This window comes from Knoellia sp. B-D-2 (genome assembly GCF_057714695.1).
Genome location: NZ_CM173189.1, coordinates 3,072,577 through 3,089,506 on the forward strand (window position 1 = coordinate 3,072,577; position 16,930 = coordinate 3,089,506).

The 16,930-nt window shown below is 71.7% G+C and carries 15 protein-coding genes; 6 read left to right on the plus strand and 9 right to left on the minus strand.

All coding sequences use genetic code 11. The features are described 5' to 3' along the window. Positions 1-137 precede the first annotated feature (137 nt). The 8 genes from AC3EU2_RS14545 to argG all read right to left on the minus strand — a co-directional run bounded on the left by AC3EU2_RS14545 (position 138) and on the right by argG (position 8,658). A complete protein-coding gene (locus tag AC3EU2_RS14545) occupies positions 138-1,586 on the minus strand; it encodes an acyl-CoA carboxylase subunit beta (protein ID WP_488177002.1) in 1,449 nt (482 codons plus the stop codon). Beyond that, the gene (gene fabF / locus AC3EU2_RS14550; protein ID WP_488177003.1) at positions 1,586-2,830 is read right to left on the minus strand and encodes a beta-ketoacyl-ACP synthase II; all 1,245 of its coding nucleotides are present in this window, start codon (positions 2,828-2,830) and stop codon (positions 1,586-1,588) included. Before fabF ends, AC3EU2_RS14545 begins: the two co-directional genes overlap by 1 nt. An 83-nt stretch (positions 2,831-2,913) precedes the next feature. After that, entirely contained in the window at positions 2,914-3,162 is a 249-nt protein-coding gene (locus AC3EU2_RS14555) for an acyl carrier protein (RefSeq protein WP_488177004.1), read from the minus strand. A 97-nt stretch (positions 3,163-3,259) separates the two neighbouring features. Further along, on the minus strand, positions 3,260-4,261 hold the full coding sequence (locus AC3EU2_RS14560) for a beta-ketoacyl-ACP synthase III (protein ID WP_488177005.1): 1,002 nt from the start codon (positions 4,259-4,261) through the stop codon (positions 3,260-3,262). A 4-nt stretch (positions 4,262-4,265) separates the two neighbouring features. Then, entirely contained in the window at positions 4,266-5,444 is a 1,179-nt protein-coding gene (locus tag AC3EU2_RS14565) for an acyltransferase domain-containing protein (RefSeq protein WP_488177006.1), read from the minus strand. Positions 5,445-5,522: 78 nt separating this feature from the next. Then, entirely contained in the window at positions 5,523-6,728 is a 1,206-nt protein-coding gene (locus tag AC3EU2_RS14570; protein WP_488177007.1) for a PucR family transcriptional regulator, read from the minus strand. Positions 6,729-6,790: 62 nt separating this feature from the next. Next, positions 6,791-7,060 carry a hypothetical protein gene (locus tag AC3EU2_RS14575; protein ID WP_488177008.1) on the minus strand — a complete coding sequence of 90 codons (270 nt, stop codon included), beginning with the start codon at positions 7,058-7,060 and terminating at the stop codon, positions 6,791-6,793. Between the two features lie 170 nt (positions 7,061-7,230). Further along, positions 7,231-8,658, minus strand: coding sequence for an argininosuccinate synthase (gene argG, locus AC3EU2_RS14580; RefSeq protein ID WP_488177009.1), 1,428 nt, complete (start codon positions 8,656-8,658; stop codon positions 7,231-7,233). Positions 8,659-8,793: 135 nt separating this feature from the next. On the opposite strand from argG, the gene AC3EU2_RS14585 reads away from it, so the two are divergent. The 6 genes from AC3EU2_RS14585 (at position 8,794) to AC3EU2_RS14610 (ending at position 14,025) form a co-directional block, all read left to right on the plus strand. Beyond that, positions 8,794-9,921: a glycerophosphodiester phosphodiesterase family protein gene (locus tag AC3EU2_RS14585; RefSeq protein WP_488177010.1), complete on the plus strand. Its 1,128-nt coding sequence runs from the start codon at positions 8,794-8,796 to the stop codon at positions 9,919-9,921. Between the two features lie 76 nt (positions 9,922-9,997). Then, positions 9,998-10,444 (plus strand): hypothetical protein, encoded by a 447-nt coding sequence (locus tag AC3EU2_RS14590; protein ID WP_488177011.1) that lies wholly within the window; start codon positions 9,998-10,000, stop codon positions 10,442-10,444. A gap of 69 nt (positions 10,445-10,513) precedes the next feature. Then, positions 10,514-11,458: an ABC transporter ATP-binding protein gene (locus AC3EU2_RS14595; protein WP_488177012.1), complete on the plus strand. Its 945-nt coding sequence runs from the start codon at positions 10,514-10,516 to the stop codon at positions 11,456-11,458. Next, positions 11,455-12,324 carry an ABC transporter permease gene (locus AC3EU2_RS14600; RefSeq protein WP_488177013.1) on the plus strand — a complete coding sequence of 290 codons (870 nt, stop codon included), beginning with the start codon at positions 11,455-11,457 and terminating at the stop codon, positions 12,322-12,324. The genes AC3EU2_RS14595 and AC3EU2_RS14600 overlap by 4 nt, the downstream gene beginning before the upstream one ends. Before the next feature lie 205 nt (positions 12,325-12,529). Further along, entirely contained in the window at positions 12,530-13,423 is an 894-nt protein-coding gene (locus tag AC3EU2_RS14605) for a sensor histidine kinase (protein ID WP_488177014.1), read from the plus strand. Then, positions 13,420-14,025 (plus strand): response regulator, encoded by a 606-nt coding sequence (locus AC3EU2_RS14610; protein WP_488177015.1) that lies wholly within the window; start codon positions 13,420-13,422, stop codon positions 14,023-14,025. Before AC3EU2_RS14605 ends, AC3EU2_RS14610 begins: the two co-directional genes overlap by 4 nt. Before the next feature lie 122 nt (positions 14,026-14,147). Here AC3EU2_RS14610 and aceE read toward each other — a convergent pair whose 3' ends face one another. After that, positions 14,148-16,913, minus strand: coding sequence for a pyruvate dehydrogenase (acetyl-transferring), homodimeric type (gene aceE / locus AC3EU2_RS14615; protein ID WP_488177016.1), 2,766 nt, complete (start codon positions 16,911-16,913; stop codon positions 14,148-14,150). Between the last annotated feature and the right edge of the window lie 17 nt (positions 16,914-16,930).

Genomic DNA, 16,930 nt, shown 5'->3' on the forward strand with positions numbered 1-16,930 from the left:
GGGGAGCGGGCCTCGTGCGTGCACGAAGGGGTTCGCGAACCACGGCGCGCCTCGCAGTCCGGTTCGAACCGGATCACGAGCCACAGGACGGTTCGCGAACCGTTTCGGACCCGTCAGCACCAGCCCTGGAGGGTGGCCTACAGGGGGATGTTGCCGTGGTCCCCTCGACGCTGCGGGGCGTCGGCGATGGCACGGGCCAGCGCCGAGCGGGTGACGTTGGGCTCGACGATCTCGTCGACGACGCCGATCTCGACCGCCCGCGCCAGGCCGCCGGAGAGACGGTCGTGCTCCTCGGCGAGCTGCTGCTCGACCGCCGCGCGCTCGCTGTCGTCGACCTCGGCCAGACGCCGGCGGTGCAGGATGCGGATCGCGGCGACCGAACCCATGACCGCGACGTGCGCGGTGGGCCACGCGAAGACGCGGGTGGCACCGAGGGAGCGCGAGTTCATCGCGATGTACGCGCCGCCGTACGTCTTGCGGGTCACGAGCGTCACCCGCGGCACCGTCGCCTCGGCGAAGGCGTGCAGGAGCTTGGCGCCGCGCCGGACGACGCCGTCCCACTCCTGTCCGACACCGGGCAGGTAGCCCGGGACGTCGACGAGGACGATGAGCGGCACACCGAACGCGTCGCACATGCGCACGAAGCGTGCGGCCTTCTCCGCCGACGGGGAGTCGAGGCAGCCACCGAGGCGCATCGGGTTGTTGGCGATGACGCCGACGGTGCGCCCGCCGAAGCGGCCGAGCTGGATGACGATGTTGGGGGCCCACCGGGGGTGCAGCTCGACGGAGTCCGCGTCCTTGTCGAGGACGTCGTCGACGAGCGGGTGCACGTCGTAGGCGCGCTTGGCCGACTCGGGGAAGGTCTCCTCGAGGTCGAAGTCCTCGACGCCGTCGAGGTCGAGCGTGCCCTGGTCGGCGAGCAGCGAGGCGAGCTGGCGTCCCCGCTCGTAGGCCTGCTCGGTCGACTCGGTGACGACGTGGACGACACCGCTGCGACGACCGTGCGGCTCGGGGCCACCCAGGCGCAGCGCGTCGACGGCCTCGCCGGTCACGGAGCGGACGACGTCGGGCCCGGTCACGAAGATCCGGCCGTCGGGGGCGAGGATGACGATGTCGGTGAGCGCGGGCCCGTAAGCAGCACCACCGGCGGCGGCGCCGATGACGACCGAGATCTGCGGGATCTTCCCCGAGGCCCGGGTCATGATCGCGAACACCTCGCCGACGGCGTGCAGGCTCACCACACCTTCCGGGAGCCGCGCACCTCCGGAGTGCCAGATGCCGACGACGGGTATGCCGTCCGCGAGCGCCCGCTCGTACGCCGTGAGCACGACCTTGCAGCCGGCCACCCCCATCGCTCCGCCCATGATCGTCGCATCCGAGCAGAACGCGGCGACGGGGGTGCCCTGGCAGGTACCGACCGCGGCGAGCATGCCGCTGTCGTCCTCTGGGCTGATGAGCTCGACCGAGCCCTCGTCGAAGAACGCGGCGAGCCGCAGACGGGGGTTGCGGGGGTCGTTGGCCTTGTCGGGCTTGGGCTTCGTCGCGGCCGACGCGGAGGCCGAGGCCTCGTTGGGCTGGTGGGCCATCAGACGCTCTTCACCGTGAGTGCGACGTTGTGCCCGCCGAACCCGAAGGAGTTGTTGAGCGCGGCGATGTCGCCCTGGGGGAGCTTGCGGTGCTCGCCGCGGACGACGTCGAGGTGGATCGCGGGGTCCATGTCCTCGATGTTGATCGTGGCCGGGGCGATCCGGTGGTGCACCGAGAGGATCGTGAAGAGCCCCTCGAGGGCGCCGGCGGCACCGAGGAGGTGGCCGGTCATCGACTTCGTCCCGCTGACGCACATGCCGTCGGTGGCGTCGCCGAAGGCGCGGCGGATCGCGTTGGACTCGGCCACGTCCCCGACCGGCGTCGACGTGGCGTGGGCGTTGATGTGCACGATGTCGGCCGGGGTGAGACCGGCGCGCTCGACCGCCTCGCGCATGGCGCGACTGGCACCCGCGCCCTCGGGCTCGGGCGCGGTGATGTGGTGCGCGTCGGAGGACATCCCGGCGGCGGCCAGCTCGGCGTAGATCCGCGCCCCCCGGGCCCGAGCGTGCTCCTCGGACTCGAGGACGATGACCGCGGCACCCTCACCCATGACGAAGCCGTCGCGGCCCGTGTCGTAGGGGCGGGAGGCGTGCTCCGGGTCGTCGTTGCGGGTCGACAGGGCCTGCATCTGCGTGAAGCCGGCGAAGGGCAGCGGATGGATGGCTGCCTCGGTGCCGCCGGCGACGACGATGTCGGCGCGTCCCAGGCGGATCTGGTCGACGGCGAGAGCCATCGACTCGGCACCGGAGGCGCAGGCGGACACGGCCGTGTGCGCACCGGCACGGGCGCCGAGGGCGAGAGAGACGTTGCCGCTGCTCGTGTTGGGCATGAGCATCGGGACGGCGAGCGGGAAGACGCGCCGCACGCCCTTCTCGCGCAGGTTGTCCCACTGCGCGAGGAGCGTGTGGACCCCGCCGATGCCGGTGCCGATGGCGACCATGAAGCGCTCGGGGTCGACCTCGGGCGAGCCGGCGTCGGCCCAGGCCTCCCGCGAGGCGACCATGGCGTACTGGGCGCTGGGGTCCATCCGGCGGCACTCGACCTTGGTCAGCACCTCCTCGGGGGAGGTGTGGATCGAGGCGGCGAAGGTGACGGGGAGCTCGTACTTCTCGACCCACTCCGCGGTGAGGGTTCGGGCGCCGGACCGGCCTGCGAGGATCGCGTCCCACGTCTCGGTGATCGTCCCACCGAGCGGGGTGGTGGCTCCGAGACCGGTGACGACGACACGACGTTCGGTGCTCATGTTTCGTTGACTCCTTGCAGAGGGACGTGGGGTGGTGGCGCGATCCCGGCGCCGCCCCACGTCGGTGGGGCGGCGCCGTCGGATCAGCTCTGGCCGGCCTGGATGAACGAGACGGCGTCGCCGACGGTGCGGAGGTTCTTGACCTCGTCGTCGGGGATGCGCACGCCGAACTTCTCCTCGGCGTTGACGACGATGGTCATCATCGACAGCGAGTCGATGTCGAGGTCGTCGGTGAACGCCTTGTCGCTCTGGACGCTCTCCGGGTCGAGCCCGGTCTCCTCGTTGACGATCTCTGCGAGACCCGCGAGGATCTCCTGCTCGCTCTGAGCCATGTTGTGCTCCTTCGTGGTTCGGGCCCGCCGGGTGCGGACCTCTCGTGTGTGGTGCGTGGTGCGGTGGCCCTTGGTGACCCGCGGACCGCGGGAGTCCCTAGGGGAGGGTGACGACCTGCGCGGCATACGACAGGCCGGCGCCGAAGCCGATCTGCAGGGCGAGGCCACCGCGGGGGGCCGTGCCCTCGCGCAGCATCCGTTCGGTCGCCAGTGGCACCGAGGCGGCGGAGGTGTTGGCGGAGTCGACGATGTCGCGCGCGACGGCGACGTGCTCGGGCACGCCGAGCTGTTTGCACAGGGCGTCGATGATCCGGGTGTTGGCCTGGTGGGGGATGAAGGCGTCGAGCTGATCGACGCTCACGCCGGCGACGTCGAGGGCGCGCTGCGCGACGGGGGCCATGCTCCAGACCGCCCAGCGGAAGACGCGCTGGCCCTGCATGCCGATGGTCGGCCAGTCGAGCTTCTGCTCGTGGACGTCGATCCAGCTCTCGTTCTGGGCGATGACGTCCCACTTGTCGCCCTCGGAGCCCCAGACGGTCGGGCCGATGCCCGTCGTCTCGGCGGCGGTGACGATGGCCGCCCCGGCGCCGTCGCCGAAGATGAAGGCCGTCCCGCGGTCGGTGCGGCTCGTGAAGTCCGAGAGCCGCTCGACGCCGATGACGGCGACGTTGTGGGCGCTGCCGCCGCGGACCATGTCGCTGGCGAGGGCGATCCCGTGGCAGTAGCCGGCGCACGCCGCCGAGATGTCGAAGGCGACCGGCTTGTCCATGCCCATCCGGTCCGCGAGCTGGGGGGCGGCGGCCGGGGTCTGGTAGGGGTGGGTCACGGTCGCGAGGATGACGGCGTCGACGTCGCCGGCCTCGAGCCCGGCCATCGCGAGGGCGTCGCGGGTGGCGGCCTCGGACATGTCGATGATGCTCTCGCCCTCACCGGCGAAGTGCCGGGTCTTGATGCCGGAGCGCTCCTGGATCCACTCGTCGGAGGAGTCGATCGCCTCGATGAGCTCGGAGTTGGGGACGACGCGTCGGGGGCGGTAGGCGCCGATGCCGGCGATCCGGGCGTGGGCGGTGCCGCTGGGGGGTGTGATGAGGACGGACACCGGCTCAGCCTTCCTGGGGGTGCAGACGGAGGATCGGCTGGCCGGGCGAGACGGGGTCGCCGTCCTCGACGAGCCACTCGACGACGCGGCCGCCGTGCGGCGCGACGACCTCGTAGGTGTCGCGCAGGGTGCCGACGGTGGCGACGACGCTGCCGGTCTCGACGGCCGTGCCGACCTCGCTGTGGGTGAACGAGACCATGCCCTTGGCGGGGCTGATGACGAGGCGCCACGTCGGGTCCTGGGCCACGCCGGAGGAGACGCCGTGCTCCTTGACCATCCGGTGCGCCTGCTCGAGGTCGTCGGGGGACTTGAGCGCGAGGATCTCGACGTCCTTGAGGACGCGCTTGGCGAGACCGGCGAGGGTACCCGCGGGCGGGACCTCGATGATCCCGGTGACGCCGAGCTGCGCGAAGGTCTCCATCGTGAGGTCCCAGCGCACCGGGTTGCTCACCTGGCTGACGAGTCGGCCGAGCACGTCGCGGCCGCTGTGCACGACCGCTCCGTCGCGGTTGGAGACGAGGGGGACCCGAGCGTCGTGGGTCGACATCGCCTTGGCGTAGCCGGACAGCACGTCGACGGCCGGCGCCATGTGCTCGGTGTGGAACGCACCGGCGACCTTGAGCGGGATGACGCGAGCCTTGGCCGGCGGCGCGGCGGCCAGCGCGGCGAGCTGGTCCATGGTGCCGGCTGCGACGACCTGCCCGGCGCCGTTGATGTTGGCCGGCGTGAGGCCGTGCGAGCCGATCGCGGCCGCCACCTCGTCGGGGTCGCCACCGATGACGGCGCTCATCCCGGTCGGCTGCACCGCGCTGGCCTCGGCCATGGCGCGTCCGCGCTCACGGACGAAGACCATCGCCTGCTCCGCCGAGATGACGCCACCGGCCGCGGCGGCGGTGATCTCACCGACCGAGTGCCCGGCCCCGGCACCGACGAGACGGAAGCCGTCCGCCGGGTGCTCGAAGAGGGCGAGCAGCGAGACGAGACCGGAGGCGACGATCAGCGGCTGGGCCACCGCCGTGTCCTTGATGGTCGCCTCGTCCGACTCGGTGCCGTGCCGGAGGAGGTCCATGCCGGCCACGGCGGAGAGCCAGCCGAGCCGTTCGCGGACGCCGGGAATGGCGAGCCAAGGGGTGAGGAAGCCGGGGGTCTGGGAGCCCTGTCCAGGGCACACGATGACGAGCACCCCTTCAGCGTCGCCGCGCGAGGGCCCTTGCGGCGAGACGGAGCCAGACGATTCTCTCGGCGCAGATTTGGAGGGTTCCTACAACGCCTGGCTCGGAACCCGGGCGACCCGGGAGGACGGCTCGGGGGCTACCCGCCCGTACGCGAGGGCGAGGCGTACCGTCTGCGCGTCGTGCGGGTCGGTGAGGTCGTAGCCGATGCTGTCGGCGATCTTGCCCAGCCGGTAACGGACCGTGTTGGTGTGCACGAAGAGCTCGCGGGCGGTGCCCTCGAGCCCCAGCCCGCCGTCGAGGTACGCGGCCGCGGTCTCGAGCAGGTTGCCCCCGCCGCTCGCGGCCAGCGGCGCGTACACCCTCGCCACGAGCATCGCCCGCGCCGGCAGGTCCCCGAGCAGGGCGCGCTCGGCCAGGAGGTCGTCGCTGAGCACCGGGCGGGGGGACATGGGCCAGGCCGGCGCGGCGGCGTGGCCGGAGAGCGCGGCACGAGCACTGCGCCCCGCGGCATACAGGTGGGGGACGACCGGGCCGACGACGAGCGGGCCCTCACCGAAGCACTCGCCGAGCGCCGAGGCCGTCTCCAGCGGGTCGGCGACCTGACCGGTGATGCAGACCACCCGGCGTCCGTGGATGGCGATGAGCACCTCGACGCCGAGGCGTTTGGCGTCCCGGTGCAGGCGGTCCACGACCTGCGCGGGCCCCAGTTCGGGCGTGGAACCGACGATGACGCACACGTCGGTCGTCGTGCCCCAGCCGAGGGCGGACGCCCGCGACTGCATCGAGTCGTCGGCCTCGCCACGGATGACGGCGTCGACGACGAGGGCCTCGAGCCGGGCGTCCCACGCACCGCGGGCCTCCGCGGCGTGCGCGTACACCTCGGCAGCGGAGAACGCGATCTCGCGGCTGTAGCGCAGCACCGCCTCGCGCACCTTGACCTCGTCGCCGCGGGCCGCGAGACCGCTCGACTCGCGCTCGACGACGTCGACGACGGTGCGGACGAGGTCGAGGGTCTGGCCGAGGCTGATCGAGCGGGTCAGCTCGCGCGGCGCCGTGCCGAAGACGTCGGCCGTGACGTGGGCGCGGTCCTGGCTCCCGGTGAACCACTCGATGAACGAGCGGATGCCGGCCTGCGCCACGAGCCCGACCCACGAGCGCTCCTCGGCGGGCAGCGCGCGGTACCACTCGTGCTGGGTCTCCATCTGCTGGACGGCCGCCGCGCCGAGGTCGCCGGCGGCGCGCTCGAACCGGCGTCGGGTCGCCGCCGAAGGGCGGTTGCGGGAGGTGGCCATCTCAGAAGTCTATTTGTATGCCGTGCACAACCGAGGGCAGACATCGTGCGGCGCGTGGTGGCTCAGGCCTGCCAGCCGAGCAGCTGCTCCCCGAGCGTCAGGGCGAGCAGCCAGAAGACGACCGCGACGACCGGCAGGACGAGGACGACCCAGGGCCGCCGCGTGAACCAGCGGACCGCGCACACGGCGAGGAGCGCCCAGAACAGCAGCAGCAGGATGATCGCCCACAGCGGGGCGGCGAGGCCCGACGAGACGTAGAAGGGAAGCGCCGCGACGAGCCCGAGGGCGCCGACCGACGCTGCCGCGCGCTCGAGGATCCGACGTCCGTCCACGGCCCCAGCATCCACCCCCGAGCCGCCTCGTGTGCCTCAGCGCGAGGAATACCTCGCGCTGAGGCACACGAGGCGTCGGGGTGGGGCGTCAGTCCGTTCCTTCTGGACTGACTCCTCGGGGCTCCGGTCCTCGCTCGCTGGCGCTCGCTGCGATCCTCGCCCTGTCGTCGTCAGTCCGTACCGAACTCCATGGCGGCCCGGTCGAGGGCGTCGTCATCGGTGCCGTGTCCGACCGGGTTGTCGGTGATCCGGTCGTACCCGCCGGAGGGCAGCTCGCCGAACAAGGTGCCGTTCTCGACGAGGAGCTGTCCCTGGTCGACGGGCTGGCCCGCATACAGCTCGAGCTTGGACCGGCTGTCGGCGATGTCGAGGTTGCGCATGGTGAGCTGGCCGATCCGGTCCAGGGGCCCGAACGCCGCGTTCTCGACGCGTTCCATCGACAGCTTGTCCGGGTGGTAGCTGAAGTTCTCGCCCTGGGTGTTGACGATCGAGTAGTCGTCCCCGCGGCGCAGGCGCAGGGTGACCTCGCCGGTGACGACCGAGGCGATCCAGCGCTGGATGGCCTCACGCATCATGAGCGACTGCGGGTCCAGCCACCGACCCTCGTAGAGCAGCCGGCCGAGCCGGCGCCCCTCGGCGTGGTAGTTCGCGATCGTGTCCTCGTTGTGCACGGCGTTGAGGAGGCGCTCGTAGGCGATGTGGAGCAGGGCCATGCCGGGCGCCTCGTAGATGCCGCGCGACTTCGCCTCGATGATCCGGTTCTCGATCTGGTCCGACATGCCGAGGCCGTGCCGCCCGCCGATGGTGTTCGCGAGGTCGACGAGCGCCACCGGCTCGAGGTCCTCGCCGTTGATGGCGACCGGGCGGCCCTGGACGAAGCGGATCCGCACGTCCTCCTGCTCGATGGCGACCGACGGGTCCCAGTGCTTGACGCCCATGATCGGCTCGATGACCTCCATGGACTCGTCGAGGTGCTCCAGCGTCTTGGCCTCGTGGGTGGCGCCCCAGATGTTCGCGTCGGTCGAGTACGCCTTCTCGGCGCTCGACCGGTAGGGGAGGTCGCGCGTCGTGAGCCACTCGCTCATCTCGTGACGACCACCGAGCTCGCTGACGAACGCGGCGTCGAGCCAGGGCTTGTAGATGCGCAGCCCCGGGTTGGCCAGCAACCCGTAACGGTAGAAGCGCTCGATGTCGTTGCCCTTGAAGGTCGAGCCGTCACCCCAGATCGACACGTCGTCGGCCTGCATCGCCCGCACGAGCAGGGTGCCGGTGACGGCGCGGCCCAGCGGCGTGGTGTTGAAGTAGGTCCGGCCGCCGCTGCGGATGTGGAACGCACCGCAGGCCAGCGCCGACAGGCCCTCCTCGACGAGCGCGCTCCGGCAGTCGACGAGGCGCGCGATCTCTGCGCCGTACTCCCCGGCCCGGTCGGGCACGGTGTCGATCTCGGGCTCGTCGTACTGGCCGAGGTCGGCGGTGTAGGTGCAGGGCACGGCCCCTCGCTCCCGCATCCAGGCGACGGCCACGGAGGTGTCGAGACCTCCGGAGAAGGCGATGCCGACGCGCTCGCCGACGGGCAGGGAAGTGAGTACCTTGGACACGAGTGCAAGACTATACAGAGTGCCGCATAACCACAAATTCAGCGGCGGCCGGGGGATTCAGAAGTCGTCGACCGGCCACCCGCACGTCACCGCCTCGCCGGGCGAAACCCCCCGGGATGCACCATCGTGGCGGGCATGCGACGCATCGTTCTGTCCCTGTCCCTGTCCCTCGGTCTCATCGCACCGGGTGTCGCCGTGCTCGCCCCGGCCCAGGCGGACGCACCCCCGTCCTCCCACGGGCGCGCGAAGTTCACCGAGCCGCTGGTCCACGCGCACCGTGGCGCGTCCGGCTACCGGCCCGAGCACACCCTCGACGCCTACCGGCTGGCCGTGGAGCAGGGTGCCGACTACATCGAGCCCGACCTCGTCATGACCAGGGACGGCGTGCTCGTCGACCGGCACGAGCCCGAGATCGGCGGGACGACGGACGTCGCGACGCGCGCGGAGTTCGCGGACCGCCGCGTCACCAAGCAGCTCGACGGGTCGGCCGTGACCGGCTGGTGGGTGGAGGACTTCACCCTCGCCGAGCTGAAGACGCTGCGCGCCGAGGAGCGGCTTCCGGCGCTGCGGCCCGAGAGCGCGAGCTACGACGGCCAGTTCGAGGTGCCGACCCTCGACGAGGTCCTCGCGCTGCGCGAGCAGCTGAGCAGGGAGAGCGGGCGCACCATCGGCGTCATCCCCGAGATCAAGCACTCGACGTTCCTCCACGACGCGGGCCTCGACCCCGAGGTCGCCCTCATGGACGCACTCGAGTCGCACGGGCTCAACCGTCCGAACGCGGCGCTCTGGGTGCAGAGCTTCGAGCTCACCCCGCTCGTCCGGCTCGACGACGAGCTCGGCTACAAGGCCAACCTCGTCTTCCTCGTCAGTGCGAGCGGCGCCCCGTACGACCTCGAGGCGCAGGGTGACCCGCGGACCTACACCGACCTGCTCACGCCGACCAGCCTCAAGGCGCTGAGCAAGGACCTCGACGGGCTCGGGGTCGACAAGAGCCGGGTCATCCCGCGCCTCAAGGACGGCACGCTCGGCACGCCGACCGCGCTCGTCGCCCACGCCCGCCAGGCCGGGCTCGACGTCACGCCGTGGACCTTCCGCGCCGAGAACCAGTTCCTCCCGGTCGACTACCGCGTCGGCACGAACCCCGCGACGCACGGCCGGATGGCCGACGAGGTGACCCGCTTCTTCGAGGCCGGCGTCGACGGCGTGTTCTGCGACCAGCCCGACATCTGCGTCGCTGCCCGTGCGGAGTTCCTCGCGCCCTGAGGCCGGCCGCGGACGGGGCGGTGCGCGGGCTCCGCGCACCGTCCCGTCCGGCGACGGACGACGGCACACTGGAGGCGTGGACAGGGACACTGCCCTCGTCGCCGCCTCCGCGGCCCAGCTGACCGCAGACCTCGTGGGTGAGGCCATCGCGGTCCGGCGCGGTCGTGCCTCCGACCCCGTGCTGGTCCGCTGGAACCTCCCTCGCGACCACCTGGTGCGCAACGCGATCGTCCTGGGGACGGCCCAGTCGGCGCCGAACGTCATGATGGCGAACCAAACGGTGGCCCTCGTGCTGCTCGCCCGCGATCGAAGCCCACGAGCCCGCCGCGCCCTGGGCGTCCTCGGCCTGATGATGATGGGTGGCTACCTCATCGAGCGGGAGTCACCGCTGTGGCGAGGGCACGGTGACGCGTTGGCGACACCGGTGTTCGCCGTGGAGCTCGCGGGGGCGGCCGCCATGGCCGTGCTCGGCCTGCAGCGCAGCCGCGACCGAGCGGTGCGCGCGGAGGTGCTCGCCCCCTGACAGATGTCATGGTGAGGTCGTGTTTCCCGGCACTGTCGTCGCACCCCCGCGGCGACCGAACCTTGAGGCATGAACCACCACGACAGTCCCGCCGTCGAGCTGACGGCCCTCACCAAGTCCTTCCCCGGCCGCGCCGGAGCCGTCCAGGCGGTGCGCGGCATCGACCTCACGGTCGACCGAGGCGAGGTCGTCGCGTTCCTCGGGCCCAACGGCGCCGGCAAGACGACGACCCTCGACCTCGTGCTCGGCCTCACGTCCCCGACGTCCGGCAGCGTCCGCGTCCTGGGGCAGTCGCCACGCGACGCCGTCCGGGCCGGTCGGGTCTCGGCGGTCCTGCAGACCGGCGGCCTTCTGCGTGACCTCACGGTGCGCGAGACCGTCGAGCTCATCGCGAGCACGTATGCCGTGCACGCACCGGTCGACGACGTGCTGCGGCGAGCGAACCTCACCACGGTCACGAGCCGCAAGGTCTCGAAGTGCTCCGGTGGCGAGCAGCAGCGCCTGCGTTACGCCCTCGCCCTCCTGCCCGACCCCGAGCTGCTCATCCTCGATGAGCCGACGGCCGGCATGGACGTCTCTGCGCGGCACACCTTCTGGGACTCGATGCACGCCGAGGCGGCGGCCGGCCGCACCATCCTCTTCGCGACCCACTACCTCGAGGAGGCCGACTCCTTCGCCGGTCGCATCGTCCTCGTGGCGGGCGGGAGGGTCGTGGCCGACGGCCCCACGGACGTCATCCGCGGCCGGGCCCTGGGTCGCACCGTGTCGGCACGCCTCGACCTCGACCTCGTCGACGCAGCCGTCAGCCACCTGCGTTCCCTCGCGGCGGTGCACGACGTCCGGGTCGACCACGACCGCCTCACCGTGACGACGTCGGACTCCGACGCCGTGGCCCGTTCCCTGCTCAACGGCCTCGCGGCACGCGACCTCGAGGTCACCACGGGCTCGCTCGAGTCCGCCTTCCTCGCCCTGACGGGCACCACCGACACCGCCTCCGAAGGAGCAGCAGCATGACCGCCACGACCATGACCTCACCCGGCCGCCGACCCGGCCGCCGACCCGGCCCCGGCCGCGCCACCCCGGAGCCCGGCGCCACGCGACGCGAGGCGAGGGCGCGAGGGGAGCGGACGGCATACGTGCGTCTCGAGCTGCGACGGACGGTGCGCGACCTCGTCACGATGTTCTTCGTCGTGGGGCTGCCCGCGTTCATGTACGTCCTCTTCGGCGCCAGCGCCGGCTACTCGCAGGAGAACGCCGGCAACGGCAACGTCGCCCTCTACGTGATGATCTCGATGGCGGCCTACGGCGCCGTCACGGCGACCGTCGGCATCGGCGGGACGGCGGCCGTCGAGCGGATGCAGGGCTGGGGACGCCAGCTCGGGCTCACGCCGCTGAGGGACGGGACGTACGTCGCGACCAAGGCCGTCGTGGCCCTCGTCGTCGCCACCCTGCCGATCCTCGTCGTCTACGTCCTCGGGATGCTCACGGGCGCCGAGGGCACGGCGACGGCCTGGCTCGGGAGCGCGGCGATCCTCGTCGTGGGCGCCGTGATGTTCGCGCTCTACGGACTGATCTTCGGGCTGGCGTTCCGGTCCGAGTCGGCCGTCACGGCGGCGGGGGGCTCGCTCGTGGTCCTTGGCTTCCTGGGCAACATCTTCTTCCCGCTGAGCGGCATCCTGCTCGACATCGCCCGGTTCACGCCGCTGTACGGATACGTCTCGCTGGCGCGCTACCCGCTCACCGAGGGGCACGTCGTCGACAGCCGGGGCGGCCTCACCCATGAGGCGCTGTGGATGTCGGTGACTAACGTTGCGGTGTGGACGGTGATCTTCGCGGTGCTCGCGACCTGGCTCGTGCGTCGCAGCCGCGGCCGGCAGTGAGCGCCCACGCCTCGGCGCCGCCCTCCCCATCGCTGCAGGTCCACCCCTGGCAGCGGTGGGGCTGGGTCATGGGCGGGGTGTGGCTGGTCTTCCTCGCGTTCCCGATCGCCGGCGTCGTCGACAGTGGTGAGAGCCGGCCACGCATCATCGCCGGGGTCGCCCTCTACGTCGTCTTCGCCGGCGTCTACATCAGGGGTTCCGCGCCATGGCGCGGGCCGCCTCCCGAGCCGACGTGGTGCGCGGGGGCGTCGCCCACCTCGTCGCGCTCACCCTCATCTGCGTCGTCATCCACCTGCTCGTGGGGTCGGCGTCCGTCGGCGGTGGTCCGTACCTCGTCGCGCTCGCGATGTTCGTCCTGCCGATGTGGGCCGCGGTCGGCGTGACCGTGGTCGTCCTGATCGTCACGACCTGGCTCACGGCGGTGTCCAGCGAGCTGGCGGACACCTGGTACCTGTCGGGCGTCGTCCTGCTCGTCGCCGTCGTCACCGCCGTCGTCCGGACGATCGAGCGACGCGGCATGCTGCACGACGAGCTGGCCGCGGAGCTCACGGTCTCGGCCGAGCGGGACCGGCTGGCGCGCGACGTCCACGACGTCATCGGTCACACCCTCACGGCGATGAGCCTCAAGGCCGACGTCGCGGAGCGGCTCGTCGACACGGATCCCGAGCGCGCGCGTCGGGAGATCGCCGAGGTCGGCGTGCTGAGCCGCCAGGCGCTCGCCGAGGTGCGCGCCGCGGTCGGCGGCATCCGCTCGGCCCGGCTCGACGACGAGATCGCTTCCGCCGAGCGGGTGCTCGCGTCCGCCGGGATCGCCGCGGACATGCCGCAGGACCTCTCGGTCGTCGACCCGCGCCACCGCGTGGTGCTCGCGTGGGTGCTCCGTGAGGCCGTCACCAACGTCGTGCGCCACAGCGACGCCTCGGTATGCCGTGTGGTCCTGGGCCGGTCCTCGCTCACCGTCGAGGACGACGGGCGCGGACCGTCCGGGCTGCGCGAGGGCAACGGCCTGCGCGGGGTGCGCGAGCGGGTCGACGCGGCCGGGGGAGCGCTGCGGGTCGTCGACGCCGCGCCGGGAACCCGCCTCGAGGTGACCCTGTGATCCGGGTGCTCGTCGCCGACGACCAGGCCCTCGTGCGCGGTGCGATCGTCACCCTGCTCGGGCTGGAGCCGGACCTGGAGGTGGTCGCCGAGGCCGGGCGCGGTGACGAGGTGCTCGGGCTGCTCTCCGAGCACGAGGTGGACGTCGCCCTCATCGACGTCGAGATGCCCGGGCTCGACGGCATCGAGGTGTGCCGGGCCATGTCCGCCGCCGGGCTCGCCACCCGCGCCCTCGTCGTCACGACGTTCGGTCGGCCCGGGTTCGTGCGGCGGGCGCTCGAGGCGGGCGCGGCCGGCTTCGTCGTCAAGGACACCCCCGCCTCGGAGCTCGCCGACGCGGTCCGCCGGGTCCACGCGGGGGAGCGGGTCGTCGACGGGGCGCTGGCGGCCGAGTCGCTCATCGAGGGGCCGAACCCGCTCACGCCGCGCGAGCGGGACGTGCTCCGTGCGGCGCTCACCGGCGCCCCGGTCTCGGTCGTGGCAGCCACGGTGCACCTGTCCGAGGGGACGGTGCGCAACCACCTGTCGTCGGCGATGGCCAAGACCGGGACGGCGACGCGGGCCGAGGCCGCCAACCACGCCCGCGACCGTGGCTGGCTCTGACCGGAGGGGCCCCGGCCGCGAGCCGGCCGGCATACGCCTGCTTGCGTCCGCAACCCTGGTCGGTATCCCGACCAGGGTTGCGGACGCAGGGGTGACGTGACCGGCGGGTCACGCCAGCGGGGTCAGGAGTCCCCGCCCTCGTTGCCGCTCGTGCCGGCGCGGACGTCGAGCAGCTCGTACTTCTCGGCGGCCTTCGTCGGCACGTCCGCGGCGACCTCGCCGCGCGCCGCGAGCACCTGGAGGGTGCGCACCGCGAGCGACGGTCCGTCGACGTGGAAGAAGCGTCGCGCCGCCGGCCGGGTGTCGGCGAAGCCGAAGCCGTCGGTGCCGAGCGAGTGGAACTCGCCGGGGACGTACTGGGCGATCTGGTCGGGCACCGCCCGCATGTAGTCCGACGTCGCGAGGACCGGTCCGTCGGCGTCCCGGAGCCGCTGGGTCACATAGGGGACGCGCACCTCGTTCTCCGGGTGGAGGAAGGCCTCCTCGTCGCAGGAGAGCCCGTCGCGGCGCAGCTCGCCCCACGACGTCACGGACCAGACGTCGGCCGCGACGCCCCAGTGGTCGGCGAGCAGGCGCTGGGCCTCGAGGGCCCACGGCACGCCGACACCCGAGGCGAGCAGCTGCGCCCGGGGCGGCTGGTGCGTCCAGCCCTCCGTCTCGGCCTTGTTGAGGAGGTAGAGGCCACGCAGGATGCCCTCGCCGTCCACGTCCTCGGGCTCGGCCGGCTGCACGTTGGGCTCGTTGTAGACGGTGATGTAGTAGATGAGGTTCTCGGGGTCGTCGCCGTACATGCGCCGCAGGCCCTCGCGCATGATGTGGCCGATCTCGTAGCCGAAGGCCGGGTCGTAGGCGAGCACCGCCGGGTTGGTCGACGCCAGCAGCGGCGAGTGCCCGTCCGCGTGCTGAGTGCCCTCACCGGTGAGGGTCGTCCGGCCGGCCGTGGCGCCGATGAGGAAGCCACGGGTCAGCTGGTCGGCGGCCGCCCAGATCCCGTCACCGGTGCGCTGGAACCCGAACATCGAGTAGAAGACGTAGATCGGGATCATCGGCTCGCCGTGCGTCGAGTAGCTCGTCCCGGCGGCGGTGAAGGCCGCCACCGACCCGGCCTCGTTGATGCCCGCGTGGAGGATCTGCCCCGACACCGACTCGCGGTAGCTGAGCATGAGGTCGTGGTCCACCGGCGTGTAGTTCTGGCCGTGCGGGTTGTAGATCTTGAGCGTCGGGAAGAACGAGTCCATCCCGAAGGTGCGGGCCTCGTCGGGGATGATCGGCACGACGCGCTTGCCGAACTCCTTGTCGCGCATGAGGTCCTTGAGCAGCCGGACGAACGCCATCGTCGTCGCGATGGTCTGCTTGCCCGAGCCCTTGCGCACCTGCTTGTAGGCGTCGTCCCCGGGCAGCGACAGCTGGGTGTACTTGCTGCGGCGCTGGGGGATCGAGCCGCCGAGGGCGCGACGCCGCTCGAGCATGTACTCGAGGGTCGGGTCGGTCTCTCCCGGGTGGAAGTACGGCGGCTGGTAGGGGTTGTCGTCGATCTGCTTGTCCGTGATGGGCAGGCGCAGGACGTCGCGGAACGTCTTGAGGTCGTCGACGGTCATCTTCTTCATCTGGTGCGTCGCGTTGCGACCGGCGAAGTGGCTGCCGAGGGCGTAGCCCTTGATGGTGTGCGCGAGGATCACGGTCGGCTGCCCGGTGTGGTTGACCGCCGCCTGGTAGCCGGCGAAGACCTTGCGGTAGTCGTGCCCACCGCGCTGGAGGTCGTGCCAGATCTGGTCGTCGGTGAGTCCCTCGACCATCTTGCGCGTGCGCGGGTCGCGTCCGAAGAAGTGCTCGCGGACGTAGGCGCCGTCGTTGGCCCGGAACGTCTGGTAGTCACCGTCGGTCGTCGTGTTCATGATGTGCTTGAGGGCGTGGTCGCGGTCGGCGGCCAGCAGCGGGTCCCACCCGCGTCCCCAGATGACCTTGACGACGTTCCAGCCGGCGCCGCGGAAGAACGCCTCGAGCTCCTGGATGATCTTGCCGTTGCCGCGCACCGGGCCGTCGAGGCGCTGGAGGTTGCAGTTGACGACGAAGGTGAGGTTGTCGAGCTCCTCGTTGGCCGCGAGCTGGAGCAGCCCGCGCGACTCCGGCTCGTCCATCTCGCCGTCGCCGAGGAAGGCCCACACCCGCTGGTCGGAGGTGTCCTTGAGCCCGCGGTTGTGGAGGTACTTGTTGAACTGCGCCTGGTAGATCGCGTTCATCGGGCCGATGCCCATCGACACCGTCGGGAACTGCCAGTAGTCCGGCATCATCCGCGGGTGCGGGTAGGACGACAGCGCGCGGATCTTGCCGTCGACGATGTGGCTCTTCTCCTGGCGGAAGCCGTCGAGGTCGGTCTCACCGAGGTGGCCCTCGAGGAAGCTCCGGGCGTACATGCCGGGGGAGGCGTGGCCCTGGTAGAAGATCTGGTCGCCGCCGCCGGGGTGGTCCAGGCCGCGGAAGAAGTGGTTCATGCCCACCTCGTACAGCGTGGCCGCCGAGGCGTAGGTGGAGATGTGCCCACCGACCGAGACCCCGGGTCGCTGCGCGCGGTGCACCATGACGGCCGCGTTCCAGCGGATCCACCGGCGGTACTGGCGCTCGACGTCCTCGTCACCGGGGAACCAGGGTTCCTGCTCCTGGTCGATGCTGTTGACGTAGTCCGTCGCCGTGAGTGACGGGACACCGATCTGGTTCTCGCGGGCCCGCTCCAGCAGCCGCAGCATGACGTAGCGGGCACGCTGGCGCCCACCGTCGTCGATCAGCTGGTCGAGCGAGTCCAACCACTCCGAGGTCTCCTCGGGGTCGATGTCGGTGAGGCTGCTCGGGAGGCCATTGAGGATCGGGCCGGCTTCCTCGCGAAACGTCACGACGGTGTCCCTTCTCT